The following is a 23,088-nucleotide window of genomic DNA, read 5'->3' on the forward strand; positions in this document are numbered from 1 at the left end:
GTGAAGGACAGCGCAAGACCTGTGATAGCCCGAAGACCAAGCGACACGCTTGAACGCGTCGGTACTCGAAGGAGTAGCTACGACGCTCCATGTGGTGATGCTGATCGGGGAAGTGGGTTCTGCCGGAAAAGCGCGTCGGCGGGGCTGTCGAGGGAGAGTTTGTGGGCAAAGTTTTCAAAAAAGCCATAGCCTAGGGCAGTGATCGATCTCCACACGCACTCCCTGCACTCCGATGGCACGCAGACACCCGGCGAGCTCATGGCGGAGGCTGCCAGCGTGGGTATTGAGATCCTTGGGCTGACCGATCACGACACCGTTCGCGGATATGGCGAAGCCAAAGCAGCCGTTGCTACGACGGGTGTTGGGCTTGTTACCGGAATCGAAATCTCTACCCGGCACGAGCACCGGACCGTTCACCTGCTCGGATACCTCTTTGATCCCGATGAAGGGATCATCGACCACTGCATCCGCGTCCGCCAGGCGCGTCAGGAACGGCTGATCAACATGGTGGACGCCATGGAGAAAGACGGCATTATGACCTGGCAGGAAGTTGTAGCCGTGGCGGGGGAGGATGCGACCCTCGGCCGCCCCCACATCGCCGACGCTCTCCTCGCACGGGGCACGATCTCTCACCGGGATGAGGCTTTCAGCGGCTACCTGTCACCACGATCGCCCTACTACCGGCCGTACTGGGCACCCGAGCTCGTTGACTCGATCTCCTTGATTCACGACGCCGGGGGAGTAACTATCTGGGCACACCCCAGGGCCGCTTCCCGCGGTGGCTCCCACGACTGGGCGGCGATCGGGCGGGGCCTGGACCTGGGGATTGATGGCCTCGAGGTGGATCACCGGGACAATTCCCCGGCAGACCGCCGAGAACTGGCGAGCATTGTCACCGAGCGAGGACTCGTCCAAACCGGTTCGAGCGACTACCATGGCTCAGGCAAGAAGAACCTGCTCGGCGAGAACACCACCTCGCGCGAAATGTTCGAGAGGATCGCTCACAAGGCGGCAATGGAGGTCTACTACCCGTGAACAACGTCATCGATGTCACCCTGTTTGCGTCGACATTCTTTACGCTGTTCGTCATCATGGACCCCGCCGGCAACGTGCCGATCTTCCTGGGACTAACATCGAAACTCACCCCGAAGGAACGAGCCAGGGCCGCTTGGCAGGCCAATGCCGTCTCCGCAGGCGTCCTGGCCGTCTTCGGCCTGTTCGGAACCTATATCCTCGGTTTCCTCCACATCTCCGTGGAAGCCATGCAGATGTCTGGCGGCCTGCTCCTCCTGCTCGTAGCGCTGCAGCTCCTGACCGGCGAAGAATCCGATCCAGGCAAGCCCGCCGGCAAAACCAACGTGGCTCTCGTTCCGATTGGCACCCCGCTTCTCGCGGGCCCCGGCACAATCGTTGCTTTCATGCTCGCCGTCGAAGACGCCGGATCAAACACCCCGTCAATCATTGCTGTCATAGCCGCTTTCGTTGCGGTCCACATTGTTTCCTGGGCGGCACTCCGCTTCTCCGTCGTCATTCACCGCGTTCTCGGTGAAGGCGGAACAACTCTTCTCACGAAGCTCTCTGGCATGCTCCTTGCCGCAATCGCTACCCAGCTCATCGTTAACGGCATCCTCGGAGTCATCGAACAGATTTAGTCAGTCCCGCAAGCAAATGCGGCGCAGATGACTAGCGATGTACTTGGCTAGCAAAGCATAAAGGGAGGGAAGGCGTCACGCCTTCCCTCCCTTGCACCTGTTGAACTTCAGTGACTAGCAGTCAGTGAATCCCAGTTGAAGCCCGGTTGCTACTCGCCGGAATTGCCTTGCGCGCGACCGTTCTTCGTGCGGCGACGAGTGCGGTTCCTGCGAGGAGCCTGCTCGGAACGGCCCTCCCCACCATCAGCCCGACGGTTCCGGTTGCCCTGGTTTCCGCCACGACCGCCCTGGCCGCCACGTCCGCCGCTGCGGCCTCCCTGACGTCCACCACCGGAACGGTTACGGCCACCCTTGCGACCACCGGTCTCGCCAAGGTCTTCAACCTCTTCGGCGTCGAGGCCGGCGCGAGTGCGCTGTGCGCGGGGCAAACGACCGGTCACGTTCGGATCGATGTTCAGGTCCGCGTAGAGGTGATCGGAGGTGTGGTAGGTTTCCACCGGCTCGGGAGTACCGAGGTTGAGGGCGGAGTTGATGACGGACCAGCGGGGAGTGTCCTCCCAGTCAACGAAGGTGACGGCGGTGCCGTGATGACCGGCGCGGCCGGTACGGCCAATCCGGTGCAGGTACGTCTTATCGTCCTCGGGGCACTGGTAGTTAATGACGTGGGTGACGTTGTCGACGTCGATACCGCGGGCGGCCACGTCCGTGGCGACGAGAATATCGATCTTGCCGGAACGGAAGGCACGCAGTGCGCGCTCGCGGGCACCCTGACCCAGGTCGCCGTGCAGGGAACCGGTGGCAAAGCCACGCTCTTCGAGTTCCTCGGCAACGCGGGCGGCCTGGCGCTTCGTGCGGGTAAAGATGATGGCAAGCTCGCGACCCTCCGCCTGGAGGATCCGGGCGAGCACCTCGATCTTGTTGAGCTGGTGGGCGCGGTAAACGACCTGTGTCGTTTCTTTCACGGTCTTCTGATCGCCGGTCGGATCCTGGGCCCGGATGTGGGTCGGGCGGGTCATGTAGCGGCGTGCCATGGCAACAACGGAGCCCGGCATGGTGGCCGAGAACAGCATTGTGTGACGTGTTGCCGGGGTGGCGGCCATGAGGGTCTCGACATCCTCGAGGAAACCGAGATCAAGCATCTCGTCAGCCTCGTCCAAGACGAGTGTCTTCACGTGGGAGAGGTCGAGGACCCGCTGCTTGTGCAGGTCAATGAGACGGCCGGGAGTGCCGACAACGATCTCGGCGCCCTTCTTTAGCGCATCGACCTGGGGCTCGTAGGCACGGCCGCCATACACCTCGACGATGCGGACGTCGCGGTTAGCCGATGCCATCTTCAGATCGCCCGCCACCTGAACGGCAAGCTCACGGGTCGGGGCAATGGCGAGCGCCTGCGGTGCACCGGGTGCCACCAGGTTCTCGTAGCCTTCCTCGGAAGGACCAACGACGGATTCCACGATCGGAATACCAAAGCCGAGGGTCTTACCGGTACCGGTCTTGGCCTGGCCAATGATGTCCTGACGCTTCAGAGCAATCGGGAGAGTCAGGGCCTGAATCGGGAAGGGGTGGGTAATGCCCTTGGCTGCAAGAGCCTCAACGATGGGCTTGCTGACACCGAAGTCAGCGAAAGATTTCTGTTCGAGCTTGAACTCTTCGGCCGTGGCATCAATATCCGCCTTCGGCTCGTTCGCGGTCGGCACTGCGGCCGCATCAGTATTGATCTGTCCGGATGTAGACATTCGTATCCTTTTATTTCATGAGCAAACGGGGGTGCTCGAGAGCACCGGTAGCCGATCGCCAAGAAGCAGTGCCGGGAATCCGGCGGGATAAGTCAATGTCAACAGCACGACCGGTCAACCTTCACGATCATCCTAGTCCAGTTCGTACGAAACGCGTGGATCTGTGTTGGGATCAACCGTGCAATGCGCGCAGGTAGAGGAAGTGAGAAGGCAAGAATGATCGCCGCAGTGCTTCCCTGGAAGTGGGTGGTAGCGCTACTTTGCGCACATCCAGAAACGGATCGACTTGCGTGGTCCGAAGCGTTCCCGCACGGCGCACAAACGAACCGGGATGCTATGTGCGTGGCTCTCGCCGAAAGGTGGGTTGCCTGGATAGCCCGGCCACCAACGGACCGGGCTCACACCGAGGGCTTACTGGTGGCCGAAGCCGACGCGGCGGGGCTCATCCTCACCGGTGGAAACATAGGCAAGGGTAGATACCGGGACGATGGCGCGGCGGCCCTTGGTGTCGTTGACGGTGAAGACACCGTTCGAGGAGATAGCCTCCGTGACAGCTGCGGCAATCTCGTCAGCGGTCTGGTCGACCTCGAAGGTGAGTTCGCGGGCGATGTTCTGAATTCCAATCTGAATTTCCATAGCCACAATCGTACGAAAGAAGAAGGGGAACACCCTTATCGATTCGTCACTAGCCGAAAAGTGAAACAAATCGGCCCCCGGCCTGACGTATCGTAAATGCCATGGAGCAACTCGACCTTGATGATTCACAACGGCGTGCAATTAAGACAGCAACGGGAGCCACCGCTACTGTCATCACAGGAGCATCGGGAACAGGTAAGACCACGGTCCTTCTGGAAGCTGCCTCCCACATCATCGAAGCAGGCCAATCCCTGGTTCTGCTCGCCGCGGGCCGCAAGGCCGCCGACGATCTTCGCTCCAAACTTACCCTGCGTCACGGCAGGCTCCCGCACAACGTTTCTGTTCGAACCGCCCAAGCGTGGGCTTTCGGAATCCTCCAGGAATACGCGGCCGACCGCGGAAGGCAAACCCCCGAACTCATTACCGGTCCCGGACAAGACGCCATTATCACCGAGCTGCTTGCGGAGATTGGGGACCAAATCCCGTGGCCCGAAGCGATCACGCCCGACGTTATTGCCCTGCCGGGATTCCGCGCCGAACTCCGCGACCTGCTGACCCGTGCCGCTGAACTCGGCCTATCCGGTGCCGACCTCGTCCAGCTCGGAACCGACCGCAGCGAGGAAAACTGGATTGCCGTCGGGCACCTCATGGACCACTACGAGAACGCTCTGGCCCTCGAGGATGCGACAGCGCCCGGCGGAGCGGGAGCGGACCGCTTCGACCACGCTCGCCTTGTCCACCAGGCGGCACGCCTGCTCGCCACGCCCGATGCATGGTCGCAGGGCGCAATGCCGACCTGGGACTGGGTCCTTGTCGATGACTATCAGAACGCCACGCTCGCAACAGCATCGCTGCTCTCATCCGTTCACGACATAATTCCCGGTGACGGTAGGGGCGCTCGGCTGGTCATGACCGCTGACCCCGACACCGCGGTCGAAGGTTTTCGCGGCGGCATTGCACACCTGCCGGGACTGGCTCGCGGCAGTAAGCCCGGGCTCGGCGTGAATGCAGGCCTGGTCACGCTCGAAAAGCGGCATCGGGCAGGAGCCAAGCTCGCCGCCCTCCAAGATTCACTCATTGCCAGAATAGGGGTGGCCGGAACCGGCGAACATCGTAAGCCCGAGGCCGCCGACGGTGAGGATACTATCTCGATTACGACTTTCCCCGGTGGCGACCAGCAGCTCTCGGGTATAGCCCGCATGATCCGCCGCGAACACGTCCGCGGTAACCTCCGCTACGACGACATCGCCATCATCACCCGCTCACGCGGCGCCCACACCGAGATCGAACGCGTCCTACGCGAGGCCGGGGTGCGGGTGCGTCCCGCCGCCCGAAACCAGCCCCTGAGGTACAGCAGGGTCGTCCGTGCCCTCATGGACATCATCCGCGAAGCGGGCGGAGGAGAACTAGCCGATGCGGACCTGCTCGGCCTTCTATCATCTCCCGTTATCGGGCTCGAGCCCTCTCATCGCAGGACCCTCGTCCAGCACGTTAACGCCGCATTTGGAGAATCTGAGACCCCGGTGCGGGACGCTCTCGTAGAGCCGCCGAAGGAAGATTGGGCCCAGCCACTCCGAAGGCTCTCCCACATCCTCGACAAGGCACGAGTTGCAATCGCAAGCGGTCTTGATGCCGAGGCTGTTCTCTGGGAAGCGTGGGAAACCGTCGGGCTTGCCGAAGACTGGCGTGAGCGTGCACTATCCGGTGGACCCACCAGCAGGTCCTCGGGCGCCATGCTCGACTCGGTTATGCAGATGTTCCGCGTCGCCCAGCGCATGGTTGACCGCGATGCCAGGACCACGGCAGCTCAGCTGATCGACGAGCTTGAAGGACAGGACATCGCTGAGGACTCGATTGCAAGGACCGGTCGGGAAAGTGGCGTCCACCTGCTAACCCCCGCCATGGCAATCGGCCAAGACTTCGAATTCGTGATCGTTGCCGATCTGAATGATGGGGCTTGGCCAAACCTGCGAATCAGAGACGGGCTGTTCGGTGCGGGTCGCCTTGCCGAGCTTCACCTCGACCGGCTCACGGACGGGATCTCCGGCCTGCGCTCTGTCCTCGACGACGAGCTACGCATGCTGGCATTCTCGATCGGTCGCGCCAGGAAGGAACTCGTCTTTACCGCGGTCGATTCCGAAGATACCTCGCACTCGCGGTTCATTGACCTCATCGCAACCGAGGCCGATATAGAGCACATCGAGTCGAGCCAGCTTTCCATGTCGATCCCCGGTGTGATTGGCAGGCTGCGCTCCGCGATCAGCGACCCGACCCTGCGCGTGCGCGAGTCTGACCGTGAGCTTGCCGCCGATATCTTGGCGTCCTTGCCGACATGGAGTCCGAGCGATCGAATCGGTGTGGCACCCGAAACGTGGATCCCGACTCTCGAACCGAGCAACCCTGAGCCGTGGGAAGCATCAACCCGGATCTCGCCATCAAGCGTTGAAAACATCCTGAAGTGCACTCTGAAGTGGTTCATGGAATCTGCTGGGCTGAAGAATGTCGAAGATGTGCTTGCCCTGTCCCGAGGAACCTTTGTGCACGAGCTTGCTGAAAAACATCCCGACGGAGACCTTCAAGCCATGATGGAGAGTGTCGAAGCGATGTGGGATGACTATGCGGCCGATCTGGCGGACGGCTACGAGCGGGAGTTCGAAAGGGAAATAGTCCTCTTCCAGGTCGAAACTCTTTCTAACTACCTGAGAGAACATCCGAAAGGAATTGTTGAGCGGACCGTCCGAGTTGAAACAGACAGCTTCACCGTTGCGGGTCGTATTGACCGAATCGAAGAAACTCCAGATGGTCCGGTGATCGTTGACTTTAAGACGGGGAAACCTAAGAGCAAAACCCTGGTGCAGGAGAATCCACAGCTGAAGGTATACCAGTGGCTGTACGAAAAGGAGACGGGACAAGCGACAGCCGGAGCGAAACTCGTCCATGTTTCAGAGGCCTATAAGAGCGGATTACCGAAGACCCGCGAGCAAGATCCGCTAACCGATGAAGGTCGGGCTCAGGTAGACGAGATGCTTATTGAAGTGAAGAACGAACTGGGCGGAGTGGACCTGGGGGCGCGTGAGAATGACGCCTGCAGATATTGCTCGGCGAAAGTTGTGTGCCCGCTGTACGAAGAAGGAGCCCTGTTCTCGTGAACCTACAAACTCCCGAAGGTGCTTCCGCCTTCCTCCAGGAAGTTGATGGCTTTGCGCCAACACCCGATCAGCTCGCTGTCATCATGGGCGGCCCCGAGCCATCGCTTGTTATTGCTGGTGCCGGCGCTGGTAAGACAAAGACGATGGCACTACGGGTCGTCTACCACGTGGCCGCGGGGCACGTGGAACCCGGGCAGGTTCTGGGCCTGACGTTCACAAAGAAAGCAGCGAATGAGCTGTCGACACGTATTGCCGCGATGCTTCGCAAGGCAGCGAGGCTTGGGTCTACGGCACTCGATGAAGAAACAGTTATCCTCTCCCGGCCAATTGTTGCTACGTACAACGCCTTTGCTGCGAACATCGCTTCTGAGCATGGCCTGATCGTTGGAGTTGACCCGTCGTCACGTCTCATCACTGATGCTGAGCAGTATCAAATCATCCATGACCTTGTGAGGAACAGGAAGGGCGGCTTTGGTAAAGACAACACGCATAAGTTGGGTTCGATTGCCGAGAATGTTAAGGCCCTTGCCGCTGCTATTTTAAATAACGAGCTGACGACCGAGGAAGTGCGAAACAGCTTGGAGGAGTTTGACTCCCACCTGCAAGACCTGGGTGTCTTGAAGCCAAGGTCAGGTGCCGCAGACGTCAAGGAGCATTTCGCAACTCACGAGGCGCGTCTTGCATCGTTGGATGTAGTCGACCAGTACCTCGCTTATAAGAAGGTCAATCGTCTCACCGAGTACGCCGACCAGGTTGCAGTTGCCCACCGGGTCCTCCAGGCACGTCCCGACATTGTTCACTCCCTTCGTGATGAGCACAGGCTGGTCCTTCTCGACGAATACCAGGATACCTCTGTGAACCAGGCAAAGTTCCTCGCCGACCTGTTTGCCGGTGGTCATGATGTCACTGCGGTTGGTGACCCGAACCAGGCTATCTACGGATGGCGTGGAGCATCGGCTGATGCTCTTGCCGACTTCACTCGGAACTTCGCCGATCCAGGGAAGAAGATGCCGCAATACTCGCTGGCGACCGCCTTCCGAAACAAGGGTGAGATCCTTGAGGCTGCAAACGCGGTAGCTGCCCCTCTTCGCAGGCACGCGGCTAAGAGTGGCCTCAACGTTGCGCCGCTTGAAGCCTTCAATACGACCGGGGGAGAGGTCCAGATTTCCTTCGAGGTCACGAAGGATGACTCCTTCAAAGCGATTGCCCGTGATATCGACGAGTACCGCAAGGCCCACGCGGGCGATAACAAGGGACAGGGCCCATCCATTGCGGTGCTGTGCCGGGCTCGTAAAACCATGAAACCTATTGCAGATGCTCTCACGGAGCTTGGCATCCCCTTTATCGAGCACGGTAACCAGAGTGCGATCACCCAGCCCGAGGTCAAGACCATCAGGGGACTATTGCGGGCGGTCTCCAATCCTCCGCACGGTGAGGCGATCATGCGGATGCTTGCCTACCTCAATATCTCTCCCGCCGACATTCAGTCGCTCAACCTTATTAGGAAGGAACGGGGCTATCGCGACGATTCTGAGAGATCTTTTGTTGAGGTTCTCGATAACGTGGAATCTTCCAAGGTAGGCCCCGCAGGCAAGGAACGGCTTGGCCTCCTAAATGCCTGGCTCAAGGCTCTGACGGAGGCTCGCTACTCCCGGCTGGAAGACCTGGTTGGACTTGCTGTTCGTCTCATTGGTATTGAAACGGAGGTAGCTGCTAGGTCGGCAACGGGTGGTATTGGGCGTGCAAGTCTCCTCGCCTTCCAGCGCCTTGCCGCCGGCTACTCGGAAAACACTGAGGGTGCGACCCTCGAAGCTTTCCTTGACTGGCTAGACCTTGTCGAAGAGAAGGAGCACGGCGGGGATGACGGAGACTTGCCGCTAGCTGACCTTGCTCTCGAATCAGAGGGTGTGACGAAAGAGGAGCTGGAAAACCCAAATACCGTCACAATCATGACGGTTCACGGGGCCAAGGGCCTCGAGTGGGACTATGTTGCGATACCCGAGCTCCGTCACGGCGGCTTTGATCTCCTAACTCAACGGCCGAGGGGGCCATGGCTCACGAACTACGCCAAAATCCCAACCTGGCTCCAAGAGGATGCTCACTCGATTCCTGAGTGGCGATGGAAAGATCCAGAGACTCCCAAGGAACTGAACGTGAGCTACATGACGTGGCTCAGCGAGGATATGGCAGACCATGAGAATCGGGAGATCCGTAGGCTAGCCTACGTTGCGATGACGCGGCCCCGCAGTCGCCTTCTACTTGCCGGCTATTGGTTTGAAAGACCGGAGCAGGAAAAGGCGGAGCGGGAAACCATCGAAAAGGACCCAGCGAATGCGAAACGGTCTAGAGGCCCCTCGCGACTCCTCCTTGGCATTGACGCTCCGTTGAGCGGTGTCAGCATGACCGAGATTCCCGAGGTCGATGCAGATGAGACCGACGAGCTCATGTCGGGACAGTGGATGGCCGACATGAACAGGGGCGCGACCGAACAGACTCGGGAAGCCGCTGAATTCGTTGCGGGACGAGTACCGAGAACGGCAGAAGACATGTCGGAAGCCGTGTCGGAAGCTTCGGGTTGGGTGCGGGAATCCCTCTCCGATCTTCTTGCCCTGCTGGATGGGGACGATGCTGAGGAGTTCGAGATCGGGCACCTGACTGCTAATGGCGTGGTTCAGATGGCGGCGGATCCGGTGAAGTTCCGGACCGACCTTGAGCGACCAATCCCGACTGAGCCGGCCCGAGCGGCACGGCTCGGGCAGCAGATCCACGAATACATTGCGAGCAGGTACGGCGCTCCGCGTACCGCCGACCTCATCGACGTGTCGGGCGATGCTGATCAGGTGCTTGGCCTTGACCTCAACAACCCGCGTGTAGCCGAACTGATTCAGCGGTTTGAGTCGATCCCGTTCGTTTCCTCCGGTGATATCCCGGTCGCAGTAGAAGCGCCTGTCGATGTCGTTGTCGCGGGTGTTCCCATGCGAGGCACCGTCGATGCCGTGTTCAGTGACGGCACTGATCCCGAGACGGGGCAGGAACGGCTGCGGATCGTTGACTGGAAGACAGGGCGGTGCCCGTCGGAGAAGGACATGCCAAGTAGGGAACTCCAGCTACATCTCTACCGGCTGGCGTGGTCGCGTACCACCGGTGTTGATCAGTCTCTGATCTCAGCTACCTTCGCCTATCTCGGCGAGAAGGACGAGGCGAAGCGGCTCCATCATGTCGATCCGATTCCCGAAGAGGAACTGGAAACCATCATCGGCAGCCTGCTTGAACAGGTGAAGGAGACGGCCTAGACCGCCCGGAGATGTACCAAGTCTCCCGGGGGAGACGATTCACGTTGAATAAAAGATTGAGACAGCCGATTGCTGGCGGTCTTAATCAGTTAGCACTCCTCCGTGAATGCCATTGGTTTCTTCAATCCGAGTGGCTTCTTCAATCAATCTTCGTCGGGGGAGGTGACGGGCGTCGTTGCGCTCGGCACCTCCATCTGCCACCTGGGGCCGGAGATCTCGTCGGGGTCGCTCGCGATTGTTTCGTCCAGTTCGATGAGCATGGCGCGGGCTTCCTCGATGATTTCGGGGGAGTCGATCCTCGTACCGTGGAGGAGCCAGCGGGCCAGAGCGAACTCGGAGTGGAGGGCTACTCGGTCGAGAAGATGGGCATCTCCTCCCGTTCCTCTCGCCATTGCGTATGACTCGGTGACGGTGTCAAGCAGGTCAAGGTCGAGGGTGTTGGCGAGCCACACGAAGTCGATTGCCGGGTCGCCGACGTGGGCGTCACCGAATGAGGTGATCGCGGAGACTTGACCGTTGGACCAGAGGACGTTGTCCTCATCCATATCCCCGTGAACCGGGACGGTGTTGATCTGCCAGAGCTCGTCATCGGCAATCCATGTGTCCCAGCGGCCCAGCAGGCTTGAGGGAGCCATGCGGGTGAGGGCAACGTCCTCGAGTTCGGTTGTGAGGCGCTGACGCAGACCGGCTGCGTCGTAGCTGGGGACACCGGCGTCGATAAAGACCTGGGTGTCGAGCTCGTGGAGGGCGCCGAGTGCGCGTCCCACTGACTGTGCTCCAGCCTTCGTGAGTTCTTCGAGGGAGATCGTTTGACCAAACGGTTCGCGGAACACCATGGCCCGCCCGCCCTCCTTCACCGTGGTGAAGGCCTTGGGGCGGACAACATCGAAGGGTAGGTTACCTTCGTCGACGGCCTTGATAAGACCGGGGGCAAGCGATGCTTCGGCTTCGAGTGAAGCTCCTGCGAGTTGGTGGCGGGGAAGTTTCACAACCCAGTGCCGGCCCTGAGAGTCCAAAGCGCCCCCGAGAAGATAGTCGGGGGTCTCCTCAAACGGAGGACGGGTCGCGACGATTTCGACGTCCTCGAGGGCGGAAACGGCGATAGCCGCGAGGTAGAGGGATGAGTGTGCCACGAGATCAACTTATGCGATTAGGACCCTACCTGCCACGTCACACTCCGGGATGTGGCTACGCTGACAGGTGGTTTTTGCCGTAGCCTGGAAGGCGTGGCTACTGATTATTCTGCAGAGATCTCCGATATTCGCTCGACTTTCGAGCAGATCCGCCTCGTCACCGACCCAGAAGGTTTAAAGAAGCGGATCGCTGAGCTGACCGAGGAATCGTCAGCGCCCGATCTGTGGGATGACCAGGAGAAGGCGCAGGCGGTCACCTCCAAACTCTCGCACGCCCAGTCAGAGCTCAACCGCATTAACGCCATGGAAGCTCGTATCGATGACGTTGAGGTCATGGTGGAGATGGCGTCGGAGGAAGCGGAAACCGACGAGGAGTCCGGTGCTGAGCTTTACGCTGAGGCCGACCGCGAACTGAAGACGATCCACAAGGACCTTGACGACCTCGAGATCAAGACGCTCCTGTCGGGCGAATACGACTCGCGCGAGGCCGTCGTCACCGTACGCGCCGGTGCCGGTGGCGTGGATGCTGCCGACTTCGCTGAAATGCTGGTCCGCATGTACTCCCGCTGGGCTGAACGCAACAACTACAGCGTCAAGATGCTCGACACGTCCTACGCGGAAGAGGCCGGCATTAAGTCCGCGACGTTTGAGGTGCAGGCCCCCTACGCCTACGGCACGCTCTCGGTTGAGGCCGGTACCCACCGCCTGGTCCGTATCTCTCCGTTCGACAACCAGGGCCGCCGCCAAACCTCCTTCGCGGCCGTCGAGGTTATTCCGCTTACCGAGCAGACCGACCACATTGATATTCCCGAGGCCGACATCAAGGTTGACGTGTTCCGTTCGTCCGGTCCCGGCGGTCAGTCGGTTAACACGACGGACTCCGCCGTCCGCATGACCCACCTTCCCACCGGCATCGTCGTCTCCATGCAGAACGAGAAGTCCCAGATCCAAAACAGGGCTGCCGCCCTGCGGGTCCTCCAATCACGGCTCCTTATCCAGCGCCAGGAGGAAGAGGCCGCCACGAAAAAGGCGCTCGCTGGCGATGTGAAGGCTTCGTGGGGTGACCAGATGAGGTCATACGTGACGCATCCCTACCAGATGGTCAAGGACCTGCGTACCGGTTTCGAATCGGGCAATCCCGACAACGTTTTTGACGGTGATATCGACGGATTTATTGACGCCGGAATTCGCTGGCGTGTGGGACAGCACTCCGAAGATGACAATTAGATAACGGCGTGCCTCGTCGCGTGGCCGAGTGGGTGCGGTAGCTTAATCGTGAATTATTGTCGCACGAGCTTGGCCACGAATGATCACTTTTCAGAACGTCACGAAGAAATACCAGACGGGGGCGCAACCAGCCCTGGACGACGTGACTCTCGATATCGAACGAGGGGAGTTCGTCTTCCTCGTGGGGCCTTCCGGCTCCGGTAAGTCCACGTTCCTCAGGCTGTGCCTGCGCGAAGAGACTGCAACGTCCGGGCAGATCTATGTGCTGGGGAAGAACGTCAAGGAACTGTCGGCCCGACGCACTCCGAAACTCCGCCGCCAGGTGGGCCGCGTCTTCCAGGACTTCCGCTTGCTGGAAGACAAGAACGTGTTCGACAACGTGGCACTCGCCATGCAGGTGATTGGCAAGCCCCGTCACCACATCCGGACCGCCGTGCCCGAGGCCCTGGAAATGGTGGGCCTGGACGGCAAGGAAAAGCGGAAGATGACCGAACTGTCCGGCGGTGAGTTGCAGCGCGTCGCCATTGCCCGGGCCATGGTGAACCGCCCCAAGCTTCTCCTTGCCGATGAGCCGACCGGTAACCTCGACCGCAAGACGGCGGGCGGGATCATGTCGCTCCTTGATCGCATTAACCGAAAGGGAACCACGGTTGTCATGGCAACCCACGCCTACGACATTGTCAACGAAATGCGTAAGCGCGTCGTCACGCTTTCTGATGGTGTCGTGGTTTCCGACCAGGAACGCGGCATCTACGGCAAGGGAGGTCAGGCATGAGACTGGGCTTTGTTCTCTCCCAGACGTTCAAGGGAATCCGTTCCAACCGCGTCGTTGTTGCTTCCCTGACGCTCGTTACCTTCGTGTCCCTCATGTTCCTCGGAGCGGCTTCACTCCTGCAAACCCAGGTCGGCAACCTGAAGAACGAGTGGTACGACAAAGTCGAAGTCACGGCCTTCCTGTGCCCCAGCAACCCAACAACGGCGCAATGTGCCGGGGGAGAGGCCACCCAGGAACAAATCGACGCGATCGATGACTTCCTCCGCTCCGAAGCGATGGCACCGTACGTCGATGAGATCTACATCGAGTCGAAGGCCGATGCTCTGGAGAACTTCAAGGAGCAGATGGAGGGGACAACCTGGGTTGATGCCCTGTCGGAAGACGCCATGCAGGTGTCTTTCCGCGTGAAGCTCGTTGACCCCGAAGAGTTCGAGATCGTTGCCGACGAGCTTTCCGGCCAGCCCGGTGTTGAGTATGTCATCGACCAACGCGAACAGCTCGAGTCGATCTTCTCTGTACTGAACGGCGCAACGATTATTGCGGGTGGTCTTGCCATCACCATGATCATCACGGCCCTACTTCTGATCGTTACAATGGTCCGCCTTTCGGCTATGTTTAGGGAGAAGGACACCGGGATCATGAGAATGGTCGGTGCCTCCAACTCCCTTATCCAGGCCCCCTTCGTCCTCGAAGGATTCTTTGCGGCCCTCCTGGGCTCCGGCCTAGCGGTCGGCACCCTCTACGGAGGAGTGAAGTACTTCTTCGACGAGCGTGGCACGGACGGTCAGATTAGCTTCGTCAAGTTCATTGACTCAGGCGATGTTCTCGTGATGGCTCCGTGGCTCGTGGGTGGCGCCCTTGTCGTGACTGTCCTCGCCTCCTACATTGCCCTCCGCCGTTACACGAAGGTCTAATCAATGAGAATCCGCAACGCATTCGCAGCGACCGCCTCCGTGGTTCTCCTTGTCCTGTCTGGATCCGCGGCGTCTGCCGACAACGAAGAGGAACGCGACGAGCTTGTCGAGCAGCAGGAAGAGAACGATCGGAAGCTCGAAGAACTCCAGTCGTCTCTCGAAGGCGTGGACCTGGACCTTCAGGAGGCCTACCTCGCCCTTGAAGACACGAGGAACAAGCTACCGATTGCCCAGACGGAACTCGCAACGGCAGAGTCCGACCTATCCGCTGCGGAGCGCGAGCAGGAGATCATTACCGGTCAGCTAGAAGCGGCCCGGGCCGAGCTCGAGACAATCGAAGATCAGCTTCTTGTCGACTCTGAACTGTCCGACCAAACCCAGTCCTCCCTCAACGAGCTCGCTCGTTCTGCGTACCGCGGTGACACCGCGGGAAGTTCCCTGGATCTGTGGCTTGGTGCCACCAGCTCCGACGATCTGTTCTCTGCCATTGCGGCAACGAACTCGATTGCGCGCACCGAGACGGCCCTGATCCAAGAAGCCCAGACGCAGGTTGCTGTCAACGAGAACAGGCTGGCCCGTCAGCAGGTTGTCGAAGGCGACATCATCGTCCTCCAAGAAGAAGCGGACGCCATCGTTCTCGAACTGGACCAGAAGCGTGCCATGGCGCAGGCCAAGGCGGATGACCTTGTCGCCCTCGAGGCGGAAGAAGAGCAGTACGCCGCTGAACTTGAGGTCCGCAAGGATGACTTTGAGGCTTCGATTGCCAACATCGAGGAGGAGCAGGAATCCACGGCCAGTCGGATCGCGGAGATCGACGCAGAGAACCGCAGGGCCGCCGAGGAAGCCGCCCGCAAGGCCCGTGAAGAAGCCGCCGCGGAGCAGGCTGCAGAGGAAGAGCGTCAGCGCCGCGAAGAGGAAGCGCGTCAAAACGTTGCTCCGGTAGCCCCGTCTACACCGACGACTACACCGACGACACCAGATCCGACCCCGGAGCCCACTCCGGCACCTGCGCCAGCTCCGTCCCGCACGACCTTTGTCACCCCCGTTCCCGCCCCCGTCTACGTGACCTCACCGTTTGGCATGCGGTGGTACCCGATCACGGGCGGTTACTGGATGCACAACGGCGTTGACCTCCGCTCCGTCTGTGGAGAAGGACAGGTCTCTACAGCCGCGGGCGTCGTTACCGCAACGAATCCCACCGGAACGACCGGAACGTCCGGTAACCAGGTGATGATCAACCATGGCATCATCAACGGCTCGTCCTACGTGAGTGTCTACAACCACCTCAGCGGCTTCGCCGTATCGCGCGGCCAGTCCGTCTCGCAGGGCCAGGTAATTGGCTACACGGGACAGACCGGTCAGGTCACCGGGTGCCACGTGCACTTCGAGCTGTGGAAGGACGGCACGGTCATCAACCCGATGAGCCAGCCGGGCTTCACCCGCCGCAACTAGTCCCGAGTCACCATGAACTGACCGGACTAAACTAACGCTCTGGTCAGAACCCCAGGCGTTGCGCTACAATGATTTGTTTGTCAGTGTCTGAGGAGGAATCATGGCCAAAGCAGGCGCCACATCCCAGGCGCAGAAGAGCAAGGCGGAAGCCGACAAGAAGCAGGTCATCGCCCGCAACAAGCGTGCGACCCACGAATACTTCATCGACGAAAAGTACGAGGCAGGCCTCGTACTGTCCGGAACCGAAGTGAAGTCGCTCCGCATGGGACGCGCCTCGATCACCGAAGCGTGGATCGAAATTGACCGCAGGGGAGAAGCCTGGCTACAGAATGCCACAATCCCCGTGTACGTCGCAGGAACGTGGACCAACCACCGGCCCACGCAGGCGCGCAAACTGCTCCTGCACCGCGACCAGATCATTCGGCTCACCCAGAAGTCCCGCGAGAAGGGCTTCACGATCGTTCCGCTCCAGCTGTACTTCGTTGGCGGCCGAGCAAAGATCGAGATCGCGCTCGCGCGAGGCAAGCAGGAATGGGACAAGCGCGAAACCCTGCGTCGCAAGCAGGATGACCGCGAGGCACGCCGTGCCATGTCCGACTTCCGCAAGGGCCGGGCTTCCTAGTAGCGACGTCCGGCAACCGACTGTCCGCCGAGTGACATAGATCCTTTTCCTGGAGTGGAATAAACTATGCCAACAATGGGTTACAATATGTGTCTGCCCCGTAGTGGGTGGAGCTGTTTAATAACAGAATAGGGGGCGATCGGTTTCGACAACGGTCGAGATTGATGTGAAGCGGGTCGAGGAAGCATAGTCATCTCGTTAACGATTCTATGCAAACCAATAGGTGCCAACTCTAAGCGCACCGATTTCGCCCTCGCTGCCTAAGCGAGCCTCGAAATCCGTCACCCTGTAGCCCGCTCTTGCTACAGGATCTGACGTCGTTTTAAGAGCCACTGCCTTTTCCTCTCGTACGTGGAGGGGAAGGGACACTTAGCGTGCTAGGTCTGTCAGCGTTATGTCTATATAAGCGCTGGGGCCGAAAACAGCGATAGTTAGACTGCACCCGGAGAAGCCATTGGTCGACATCGTTGGACCCGGGTTCAATTCCCGGCGCCTCCACCAACACGTTCAAACGGAACGAGAGAATCCGTGAGGACACACAGCCCCTCGAACGGCATCAGCCAGTTCGAGGGGTTTCTTGTACCTAAATCTAATGGTGCTCGCATGTCCTAGCGGTCCGCCGGGAGGTAACGTACGAGTGGGTGACACTTTCTGTGCTGGGCACATGGTGGATTACTGTGACGCGGTGCCGGCGGCGGCCCGGTAGGTATTACGTGGTAAAGGAGGGCTCACGTTATGAACACGAAGGTGACGACGATCGACGAATACCTCGACGGTGTTGATCCTGCTTTCCGGGACGAGCTGCAGCGGATACGTGAGCTCGTTACTGCGCTTGTGCCGGACGTTGAGGAATCTATCAGCTACGGCATGCCCAAACGCTCCAAATTCAATTGCCGCTGACGGGTGCGCATGTCGTGGTTGCATTAAGTCTCTTGTTGATATCAACCTGGTATCACAGTAGTGTGACGCTATGGCGATGACATTGCGTATGAGTGAGGATGACGATCGGGTGCTGGCTGCCCTAGCTGAGGCCGATGGCATCAGTAAGCAGGAAGCAACAATTCGAGCTATTCACGAGGTAGCTGCGCGTCGGGGACATGCCGAGAGTGTTGCGGCATCCTCGGCACGTGCTCGGAGCCGATATGCCGAACTCCTCGAGCGGCTGGGCCGTTGATCATTTACTTGACGACCGAAGACTTGTTGGTGCTAGTCGACGACCTTGGTGTTGGTTCCGTGCGGGATCTGGGCCTTCTGGAATCGGCGGTCCACCGTCCAAGCACCTCGCTGTGGGGTACGGATGCCTATCCGAGTGTGTTACTCAAAGCGGCCGCTTTGCTAGACTCGGTGGCCAACAATCACGCGCTCGTAGATGGCAATAAGCGGTTGGCGTGGCTCGCGACGGTCGTATTTCTTGATTTGAATGGCGTCTGGATTGAGGCTCCTGATGATGATGCATATGACCTTGTCATCGCGGTTACGGAAGGAACTGCATCGCTTGACCAGATTGCGGACTCGTTGGGAATTTGGATCGACTCGTAGTGGGCGCAATGGTGGGACAAGAATCGGCGACTTGCCGAATCGGTGGATTTCGATATGGACGTGCTCTGCTCAACCAACATTCAGCACTTGAAGCAGGGAGTCCGGCAAAACGTGCAAGACCTTGAATGGTTCGATAGCGGTAAAATTGCGTAGTGCCAAATGATCATCCTGGCCTGAGAGCGCGATCCCGCTGACTCAACCAGGAAGGATTTCTTCCACCAGTACCCGACTATCGAGCACGCCATCGGCACCAGGGTGCCGTTGTTCGCGTGCATGCCCCTGAATTCAGAGCCGCCTGTTAAGATCCTGAGTCTTGGTTCGCCCCGTGCCGCGTGCGATGAATCCCCATGGTCACCACCCGCACGGTCTCCGTCGGTGCCGGAGCATTCGTTGAAGTCAGAACGAAGGGCACCGGCGAATCTCTGGTGCTTATTCAAACTGCACTGTCACCCGAGCAACTAGTGCCGCTCTCAAACGATTCTGCAACCGCCATCCGATTCCGCGTCATCGACTGCCGTTGCCGCGGCTACGGACCCAGGAGCGGTGTTGACAGCTCGGACTTGGTCGCCCGCGATGTGGCTGATTGCTTTGTGGTCTTGCGAGACCTGGACGTCACGTTGGTCAAGTCCCTTTGGGTGGTGTGGCGGGTTTTCCTTCGTTTTGTTGGTTTGGGGGTTAGGCGCTGAGTTCCAGAGGTTCGTCGTTCACCTCGATCCCGTTGTCGTCTACGGTTTGGAAGCGGCTTCTGGTGAGGACATCGAGGCTGAGGTAGCGTCGGCCTTCAGCCCATTCATCGGTCTGTTCGGCCAGGACGGCGCCGACGAGGCGGATGATCGCGTCCCGGTTGGGGAAGATTCCCACAGAATCGGTACGACGACGGATCTCACGGCCCGGGCGTTCATTGGGGTTGTTGGACCAGATCTGGGCCCACACCCCGGTCGGAAAGCCCGTAAACGACAGGATGTCCGCCCGAGCAGCGTCTAGGTGATCGTGCGCGGCAGGGAGTTTCTCGCTGACGTAATCGAGGAGCCGGTCGAACTGGGCGTGCACACTTGCCGCGTCGGGCTGGTCATAGACCGAGTGCAGCATCGCTTTGACTGCTGGCCAAAAACTCTTCGGGCACACGCTCATCAGGTTCGCTGCGTCATGGGTTCGGCACCGCTGCCACGAGGCGCCCGGCAGATTCGCTGCGATCGCCTGTACCAGGCCCGGGTGAGCATCAGAAGTCACTAAACGCACGCCGGTCAGGCCGCGGGCAACCAGGTCAGCAAAGAAGGTGTTCCAGGCAGTGCCTGTTTCTGAGGTTGCCACCTTCAGGCCGAGGACTTCCCTGTGGCCGTCAGCGTTGACACCGGTGGCGATGAGGACAACCGCGTTGATCACCCGCCCTCACGTACTTTCATCGTCAGCGCATCAGCAACGACGAAGGTGAACGGACCGGCCTCACCCAGGGGGCGGTGGCGGAACTGGTCCACGTGTTCGTCCAGGTCTGTGGCCATGCGTGAGACCTGCGATTTCGATAGAGAGTGGATACCGAGGGTTTTGACGAGCTTATCCATCCTCCTGGTGGAGACACCGGCGAGGTAGCAGTCAGCGACGACGGTGATGAACGCTGTCTCGGCTCGTTTTCTGCGTTCGAGGAGCCAATCGGGAAAGAGGTGCCTGCCCGGAGTTTGGGGACGGCGACGTCGATGGTGGCGACCCGGGTGTCTCAGGGGCGGTGGCGGTAGCCGTTGCGCTGGGTGATCCGGTCGGGGCTGAGTGTTTATTGTATTCGGCGCCGACTACCGCGTCGGCGTCGGCTGAGAGCAGAGCGTTGATCATGGTTTGGAGCAGGTCGCGCATGAGATCGGGTGATGCGTCGGCCAGGGCTTCACTTAGCAGGCCTGCAGGGTCGATAATATGAGGAGCGGTCATCGTGGTGATGTCCTTTCGAGTGAGAAGTAGAAGGCTTTCTCGAAGGATCCCACGGTGACCGCGTCCATGTCAGCAACGACGCACACGACCACCATCGGGCTACACCACTCTAAGGGGCACTACTCACCCGAGTTGTCGAGATGATGAGGAAACTCGATTCCGTCGGAGAAAGCTCTGCGCCCATTCCCTCCGAGGAGGGGGAAACGTCGCAGATAGTTGTTCCGGTTGATTCATCCGTTGAGCTATCGGGTCCGTGAGTGATCGTTAACGGCCGAGACGGGGAAGACCTCCGGAAGCGCGTGGGCTACCGCCACCATCATCCAGGAGGTCGTCTCGGCTTGCGACGGAGTCTTCCGCCAGACTTACATTTCCTGGTATTTCGCCCTCAGCACCGAATAGATGCCGTATAGGATAAATCCGATGCCGATAGCGGCAAGGGCAATACCCCCGCCGGGAAGGTCGAGTGCTTCCTTAAAGGCAGCATCGAGTCCGCGTGCCTTGTCGGCGTCGGCGGTGAAACCTGCCCACATGACCATCGCACCGACACCCATGAGGGCAATGCCTTTTGCGACGTAACCGACGAGGCCCGTCTTGTCGATGAGCTGGCCGATCTGTCGGTCCTCGGAGGGGCTCAAGTCCTGGTGGAACTTGCGGGACATGCCGTTGTATACGTGATAGAGGCCAACAATGATGATGATGACACCAACGCTAATGACGATTGCCTTGCCGGTTGGGCTGCTGAGGAATGGCTCGGCAGCGCTCTCCGCCGAGTCGCCCGAGTCCGAAGAGTCGCCCAGAGCAAACTGGATCGAGGTGTAGGCGAGCACCGCGTACATGACTGCTTTGGAGATGGCCTTGATGATTCCGGAGGCCTTCTTCTTTGAGCGGCGGCCGCTTCCGTAAAAAACATCCAGCACGTGGGTAAGTGCCAGTGCTGCCATGGCAACACCGCCGATAAAGAGAAGCGCCGCACCACCGGGAGCGTCGGCAAAAGCCCCGATTGCGCCCGACTGGTCCGCGGACTCACCCGAGTCGCCCGTCAGCCCGAGCCGCAGGCAGATCCATCCGATCATTGCGTGGATAAGGCCGGTCATGACGTACCCGATCCGGGCTACGTACTCGAACCACTTGCTGTTCTTTGCTTCGGACGAGGTGCCGCGCGCGGCACCGGTAACGTGATTGACAGTCTTCTTTCCCGAAGGCGTATTCATACTCACAGCATAAACGCCAAACGCCCCGGTGTAACCTCATGACCTGCATAAAGATCCACGAAATTTGCTCAAAACAGTCCATTTGGACGTTCCCAGGGTCGCGTAACCCGCTCGGTGGGTCGCAGTTTCCTAGCGTGGTTTCGGGTTCCCCTGTTAGGCCTGGGGTTCTTTCTTAATTACTGTGCAAACATTTTCGCGAGGAAAATGTAGCGGGTCAGTCCATCCTCGTCATTCTCATTCGCCGCCCACACCGCGTTCTGAACGAGGCGCACAAACGTCCATACCCGCACGCGTTCTTCGTCGAGCCCGGCGACGTCCGAAATGATGTCGGCTCGCATGCGAACGTGGTTGCGTGCATTGTAGGCGTGAGCCGTTTCCTCCGCTCGGTTCCACACCATGGGTGCGACGGCGAAGGCCGGTTCCCCCGCAACCGCTTGAGGATCAATGGTTAGCCAGTTTCCGCGACCTGGCTCCAGAGGAGCAAGGACATTCGTGTCGTGCAGGTCGGTGTGGATGAGTCTCGTTCCATCTACCGTTTCATCCTTGAGGTCTGCAACAAGGTCCTTCAGGTGAGAGTTTGCCTGGGTGAGGAGCCTTCTAGGCACCCGAGGATGCTCGCCCGCGAACTCATCCTCCCATCGCTTTGAGCGCCCCGCGATGGTCTGGAACTTCGGGGAGGCGGGCCGGTCGAGAGTGTTGATCAGCGTTCCTATCACCTCGCAGGCGTCAAGAATCGATTCCCCGGCAAGGCTCCGCCGATGATCGAGGCGTTCCAAAAGCAACGCATAGTCGCGTGGCTCGGCGGCCTCGAGACGAACCGCTCCCACGCCGTCCCACTCGCGTAGCGCCAGGTGCTCGAAAGCTCCCTCCATGAACGGCCAACTTAACTTCAATACCGCGGGCTTTTTGCCTTTCAGAACGTCGATGACAACGGCGGTGTTGCCGGTGCGGATATAGCCGGGATCTGCGTCATCGACTGTCAGCTCCCAGCGGTTGAGAGCCTTCGTGAGGAGCCTCGGTAACGCTTCGAGCCACTCCGTCCCGCTCGTCCCATGACGTGGAAATTCGCGCGTGAGAAGAGGATCAGCGTGCCTGTTAGAAAGCAGCTCTGCAAAAGAGGGTGGGATCTCGATAGTCATTGACACCACCCTAGCCCCGCAGTGAAAAGCTAGGGTGCCCTGTCAATCGTGAAGTCATCCCACGGCACGGGAGTTAAGGTGCCGTTCTCCCAGTCACGCCTCAAGATCGCGTAGGCAACGGAAGCAACGGGTGTGCCACCGTCAACGGGCCAGCCCTCCCGGTAGTGGGCTTCCTTCACCCAACCCGACTTGAGGAACACCGCCCTCATGGCAACGTTGTCCTCCCGGGTCTGTCCCTCGAAGCGGTTGACGTTCATTGTCCTAAAGACATGATCGGTTGCGGCACGGAGAACGCCGGTTCCGAGCCCGCGGCCGCGGAACTTTGAGTCGAGCCGAAGGTCGAAAAGGGGAGTGGGGTCGGTGAGGTCCTCAAGGGAAAGTGTCCCAATTCGACCCAGCTCTGAATGCTCAATCCAGTACGTTATCGTGTCCTCATCATCGAAAGAACCGTCTTCGATAGAGCTTGCAACCTGGGAGGCCGAGGGCCGTGGGCGCATGTGAAACGGGAACTCATTCGCTGTCATAAAGCTCATGAGTGCTTCCCGATCCGATCCGGCTGGATCCATGCGGGTCAGTGAGATATTCATAGTGTTCCTCCGCGTGCTCGCGCACCATCGTAAGGCCTCTGGCGGCCACAACCCTGTTTAAACCCTTATCTCACGTCACTCAATGAGGTTCCACCGGACTGGAATG

At 59.6% G+C, this 23,088-nt stretch carries 18 protein-coding genes, 1 other RNA gene and 1 pseudogene; 13 read left to right on the forward strand and 7 right to left on the reverse strand.

Annotation, left to right across the window (positions count from 1 at the left end; translation table 11 throughout):
• Window positions 1-198 precede the first annotated feature (198 nt).
• On the forward strand, window positions 199-1,035 hold the full coding sequence (locus tag ACTHUY_RS04875) for a PHP domain-containing protein (RefSeq protein ID WP_441654427.1): 837 nt from the start codon (window positions 199-201) through the stop codon (window positions 1,033-1,035).
• A complete protein-coding gene (locus ACTHUY_RS04880; protein WP_441654426.1) occupies window positions 1,032-1,652 on the forward strand; it encodes a MarC family protein in 621 nt (206 codons plus the stop codon). The genes ACTHUY_RS04875 and ACTHUY_RS04880 overlap by 4 nt, the downstream gene beginning before the upstream one ends.
• Window positions 1,653-1,801: 149 nt before the next feature.
• Here the strand turns inward: ACTHUY_RS04880 and ACTHUY_RS04885 are convergent, their stop codons facing one another.
• Both ACTHUY_RS04885 and ACTHUY_RS04890 read right to left on the reverse strand, forming a co-directional pair.
• Window positions 1,802-3,388, reverse strand: coding sequence for a DEAD/DEAH box helicase (locus ACTHUY_RS04885; RefSeq protein WP_441654425.1), 1,587 nt, complete (start codon window positions 3,386-3,388; stop codon window positions 1,802-1,804).
• Between the two features lie 411 nt (window positions 3,389-3,799).
• On the reverse strand, window positions 3,800-4,024 hold the full coding sequence (locus ACTHUY_RS04890; RefSeq protein WP_126703688.1) for a DUF3107 domain-containing protein: 225 nt from the start codon (window positions 4,022-4,024) through the stop codon (window positions 3,800-3,802).
• 101 nt (window positions 4,025-4,125) lie between these two features.
• On the opposite strand from ACTHUY_RS04890, the gene ACTHUY_RS04895 reads away from it, so the two are divergent.
• Both ACTHUY_RS04895 and ACTHUY_RS04900 read left to right on the forward strand, forming a co-directional pair.
• Window positions 4,126-7,173: a PD-(D/E)XK nuclease family protein gene (locus ACTHUY_RS04895; protein WP_441677894.1), complete on the forward strand. Its 3,048-nt coding sequence runs from the start codon at window positions 4,126-4,128 to the stop codon at window positions 7,171-7,173.
• Window positions 7,170-10,466 carry a UvrD-helicase domain-containing protein gene (locus ACTHUY_RS04900; RefSeq protein WP_441675086.1) on the forward strand — a complete coding sequence of 1,099 codons (3,297 nt, stop codon included), beginning with the start codon at window positions 7,170-7,172 and terminating at the stop codon, window positions 10,464-10,466. Before ACTHUY_RS04895 ends, ACTHUY_RS04900 begins: the two co-directional genes overlap by 4 nt.
• A gap of 143 nt (window positions 10,467-10,609) precedes the next feature.
• Here ACTHUY_RS04900 and ACTHUY_RS04905 read toward each other — a convergent pair whose 3' ends face one another.
• Window positions 10,610-11,599, reverse strand: coding sequence for a phosphotransferase (locus ACTHUY_RS04905; RefSeq protein WP_441654422.1), 990 nt, complete (start codon window positions 11,597-11,599; stop codon window positions 10,610-10,612).
• 93 nt (window positions 11,600-11,692) lie between these two features.
• On the opposite strand from ACTHUY_RS04905, the gene prfB reads away from it, so the two are divergent.
• The 9 genes from prfB (at window position 11,693) to ACTHUY_RS04950 (ending at window position 18,128) form a co-directional block, all read left to right on the forward strand.
• Window positions 11,693-12,826 carry a peptide chain release factor 2 gene (prfB, locus tag ACTHUY_RS04910; RefSeq protein ID WP_441675088.1) on the forward strand — a complete coding sequence of 378 codons (1,134 nt, stop codon included), beginning with the start codon at window positions 11,693-11,695 and terminating at the stop codon, window positions 12,824-12,826.
• Between the two features lie 79 nt (window positions 12,827-12,905).
• Window positions 12,906-13,601 carry a cell division ATP-binding protein FtsE gene (ftsE, locus tag ACTHUY_RS04915; RefSeq protein ID WP_126703682.1) on the forward strand — a complete coding sequence of 232 codons (696 nt, stop codon included), beginning with the start codon at window positions 12,906-12,908 and terminating at the stop codon, window positions 13,599-13,601.
• Complete coding sequence (gene ftsX / locus ACTHUY_RS04920) at window positions 13,598-14,515, forward strand: permease-like cell division protein FtsX (protein ID WP_441654421.1); 918 nt, start codon at window positions 13,598-13,600, stop codon at window positions 14,513-14,515. The genes ftsE and ftsX overlap by 4 nt, the downstream gene beginning before the upstream one ends.
• Window positions 14,516-14,518: 3 nt before the next feature.
• On the forward strand, window positions 14,519-15,967 hold the full coding sequence (locus ACTHUY_RS04925) for a peptidoglycan DD-metalloendopeptidase family protein (RefSeq protein WP_441654420.1): 1,449 nt from the start codon (window positions 14,519-14,521) through the stop codon (window positions 15,965-15,967).
• 100 nt (window positions 15,968-16,067) lie between these two features.
• On the forward strand, window positions 16,068-16,589 hold the full coding sequence (smpB, locus tag ACTHUY_RS04930) for an SsrA-binding protein SmpB (RefSeq protein ID WP_441654419.1): 522 nt from the start codon (window positions 16,068-16,070) through the stop codon (window positions 16,587-16,589).
• A gap of 131 nt (window positions 16,590-16,720) precedes the next feature.
• Window positions 16,721-17,090: a transfer-messenger RNA gene (gene ssrA / locus ACTHUY_RS04935) on the forward strand.
• Between the two features lie 234 nt (window positions 17,091-17,324).
• Window positions 17,325-17,489 carry a hypothetical protein gene (locus ACTHUY_RS04940; protein ID WP_441675089.1) on the forward strand — a complete coding sequence of 55 codons (165 nt, stop codon included), beginning with the start codon at window positions 17,325-17,327 and terminating at the stop codon, window positions 17,487-17,489.
• Between the two features lie 70 nt (window positions 17,490-17,559).
• Entirely contained in the window at window positions 17,560-17,763 is a 204-nt protein-coding gene (locus ACTHUY_RS04945; RefSeq protein ID WP_441675090.1) for a CopG family transcriptional regulator, read from the forward strand.
• Window positions 17,760-18,128 carry a type II toxin-antitoxin system death-on-curing family toxin gene (locus ACTHUY_RS04950; RefSeq protein WP_441675091.1) on the forward strand — a complete coding sequence of 123 codons (369 nt, stop codon included), beginning with the start codon at window positions 17,760-17,762 and terminating at the stop codon, window positions 18,126-18,128. The genes ACTHUY_RS04945 and ACTHUY_RS04950 overlap by 4 nt, the downstream gene beginning before the upstream one ends.
• A gap of 675 nt (window positions 18,129-18,803) precedes the next feature.
• Here the strand turns inward: ACTHUY_RS04950 and ACTHUY_RS04955 are convergent.
• The 4 genes and pseudogenes from ACTHUY_RS04955 to ACTHUY_RS04970 all read right to left on the reverse strand — a co-directional run bounded on the left by ACTHUY_RS04955 (window position 18,804) and on the right by ACTHUY_RS04970 (window position 22,982).
• Window positions 18,804-20,045: pseudogene (locus ACTHUY_RS04955) on the reverse strand (IS256 family transposase).
• Window positions 20,046-20,407: 362 nt separating this feature from the next.
• Entirely contained in the window at window positions 20,408-21,256 is an 849-nt protein-coding gene (locus ACTHUY_RS04960) for a DUF1206 domain-containing protein (RefSeq protein WP_441675763.1), read from the reverse strand.
• Between the two features lie 176 nt (window positions 21,257-21,432).
• Window positions 21,433-22,395, reverse strand: a complete 963-nt coding sequence (locus ACTHUY_RS04965; protein ID WP_441655759.1) for an aminoglycoside phosphotransferase family protein — start codon at window positions 22,393-22,395, stop codon at window positions 21,433-21,435.
• Window positions 22,396-22,424: 29 nt separating this feature from the next.
• Window positions 22,425-22,982, reverse strand: coding sequence for a GNAT family N-acetyltransferase (locus ACTHUY_RS04970; RefSeq protein ID WP_441677896.1), 558 nt, complete (start codon window positions 22,980-22,982; stop codon window positions 22,425-22,427).
• Between the last annotated feature and the right edge of the window lie 106 nt (window positions 22,983-23,088).

This window comes from Flaviflexus sp., assembly GCF_052087705.1.
Taxonomy (GTDB): domain Bacteria; phylum Actinomycetota; class Actinomycetes; order Actinomycetales; family Actinomycetaceae; genus Flaviflexus; species Flaviflexus ciconiae.

What these genes read in the sequence shown, in the direction of transcription:
- ACTHUY_RS04885 (WP_441654425.1), bottom strand. Translation starts at nt 3,388, where the DNA reads ATGTCTACATCCGGACAGATCAATACTGATGCGGCCGCAGTGCCGACC.
- ACTHUY_RS04890 (WP_126703688.1), bottom strand. Translation starts at nt 4,024, where the DNA reads ATGGAAATTCAGATTGGAATTCAGAACATCGCCCGCGAACTCACCTTC.
- ACTHUY_RS04895 (WP_441677894.1), top strand. Translation starts at nt 4,126, where the DNA reads ATGGAGCAACTCGACCTTGATGATTCACAACGGCGTGCAATTAAGACA.
- ftsE (WP_126703682.1), top strand. Translation starts at nt 12,906, where the DNA reads ATGATCACTTTTCAGAACGTCACGAAGAAATACCAGACGGGGGCGCAA.
- ftsX (WP_441654421.1), top strand. Translation starts at nt 13,598, where the DNA reads ATGAGACTGGGCTTTGTTCTCTCCCAGACGTTCAAGGGAATCCGTTCC.
- ACTHUY_RS04925 (WP_441654420.1), top strand. Translation starts at nt 14,519, where the DNA reads ATGAGAATCCGCAACGCATTCGCAGCGACCGCCTCCGTGGTTCTCCTT.
- smpB (WP_441654419.1), top strand. Translation starts at nt 16,068, where the DNA reads ATGGCCAAAGCAGGCGCCACATCCCAGGCGCAGAAGAGCAAGGCGGAA.
- ACTHUY_RS04940 (WP_441675089.1), top strand. Translation starts at nt 17,325, where the DNA reads ATGAACACGAAGGTGACGACGATCGACGAATACCTCGACGGTGTTGAT.
- ACTHUY_RS04945 (WP_441675090.1), top strand. Translation starts at nt 17,560, where the DNA reads ATGGCGATGACATTGCGTATGAGTGAGGATGACGATCGGGTGCTGGCT.
- ACTHUY_RS04960 (WP_441675763.1), bottom strand. Translation starts at nt 21,256, where the DNA reads ATGAATACGCCTTCGGGAAAGAAGACTGTCAATCACGTTACCGGTGCC.
- ACTHUY_RS04965 (WP_441655759.1), bottom strand. Translation starts at nt 22,395, where the DNA reads ATGACTATCGAGATCCCACCCTCTTTTGCAGAGCTGCTTTCTAACAGG.
- ACTHUY_RS04970 (WP_441677896.1), bottom strand. Translation starts at nt 22,982, where the DNA reads ATGAATATCTCACTGACCCGCATGGATCCAGCCGGATCGGATCGGGAA.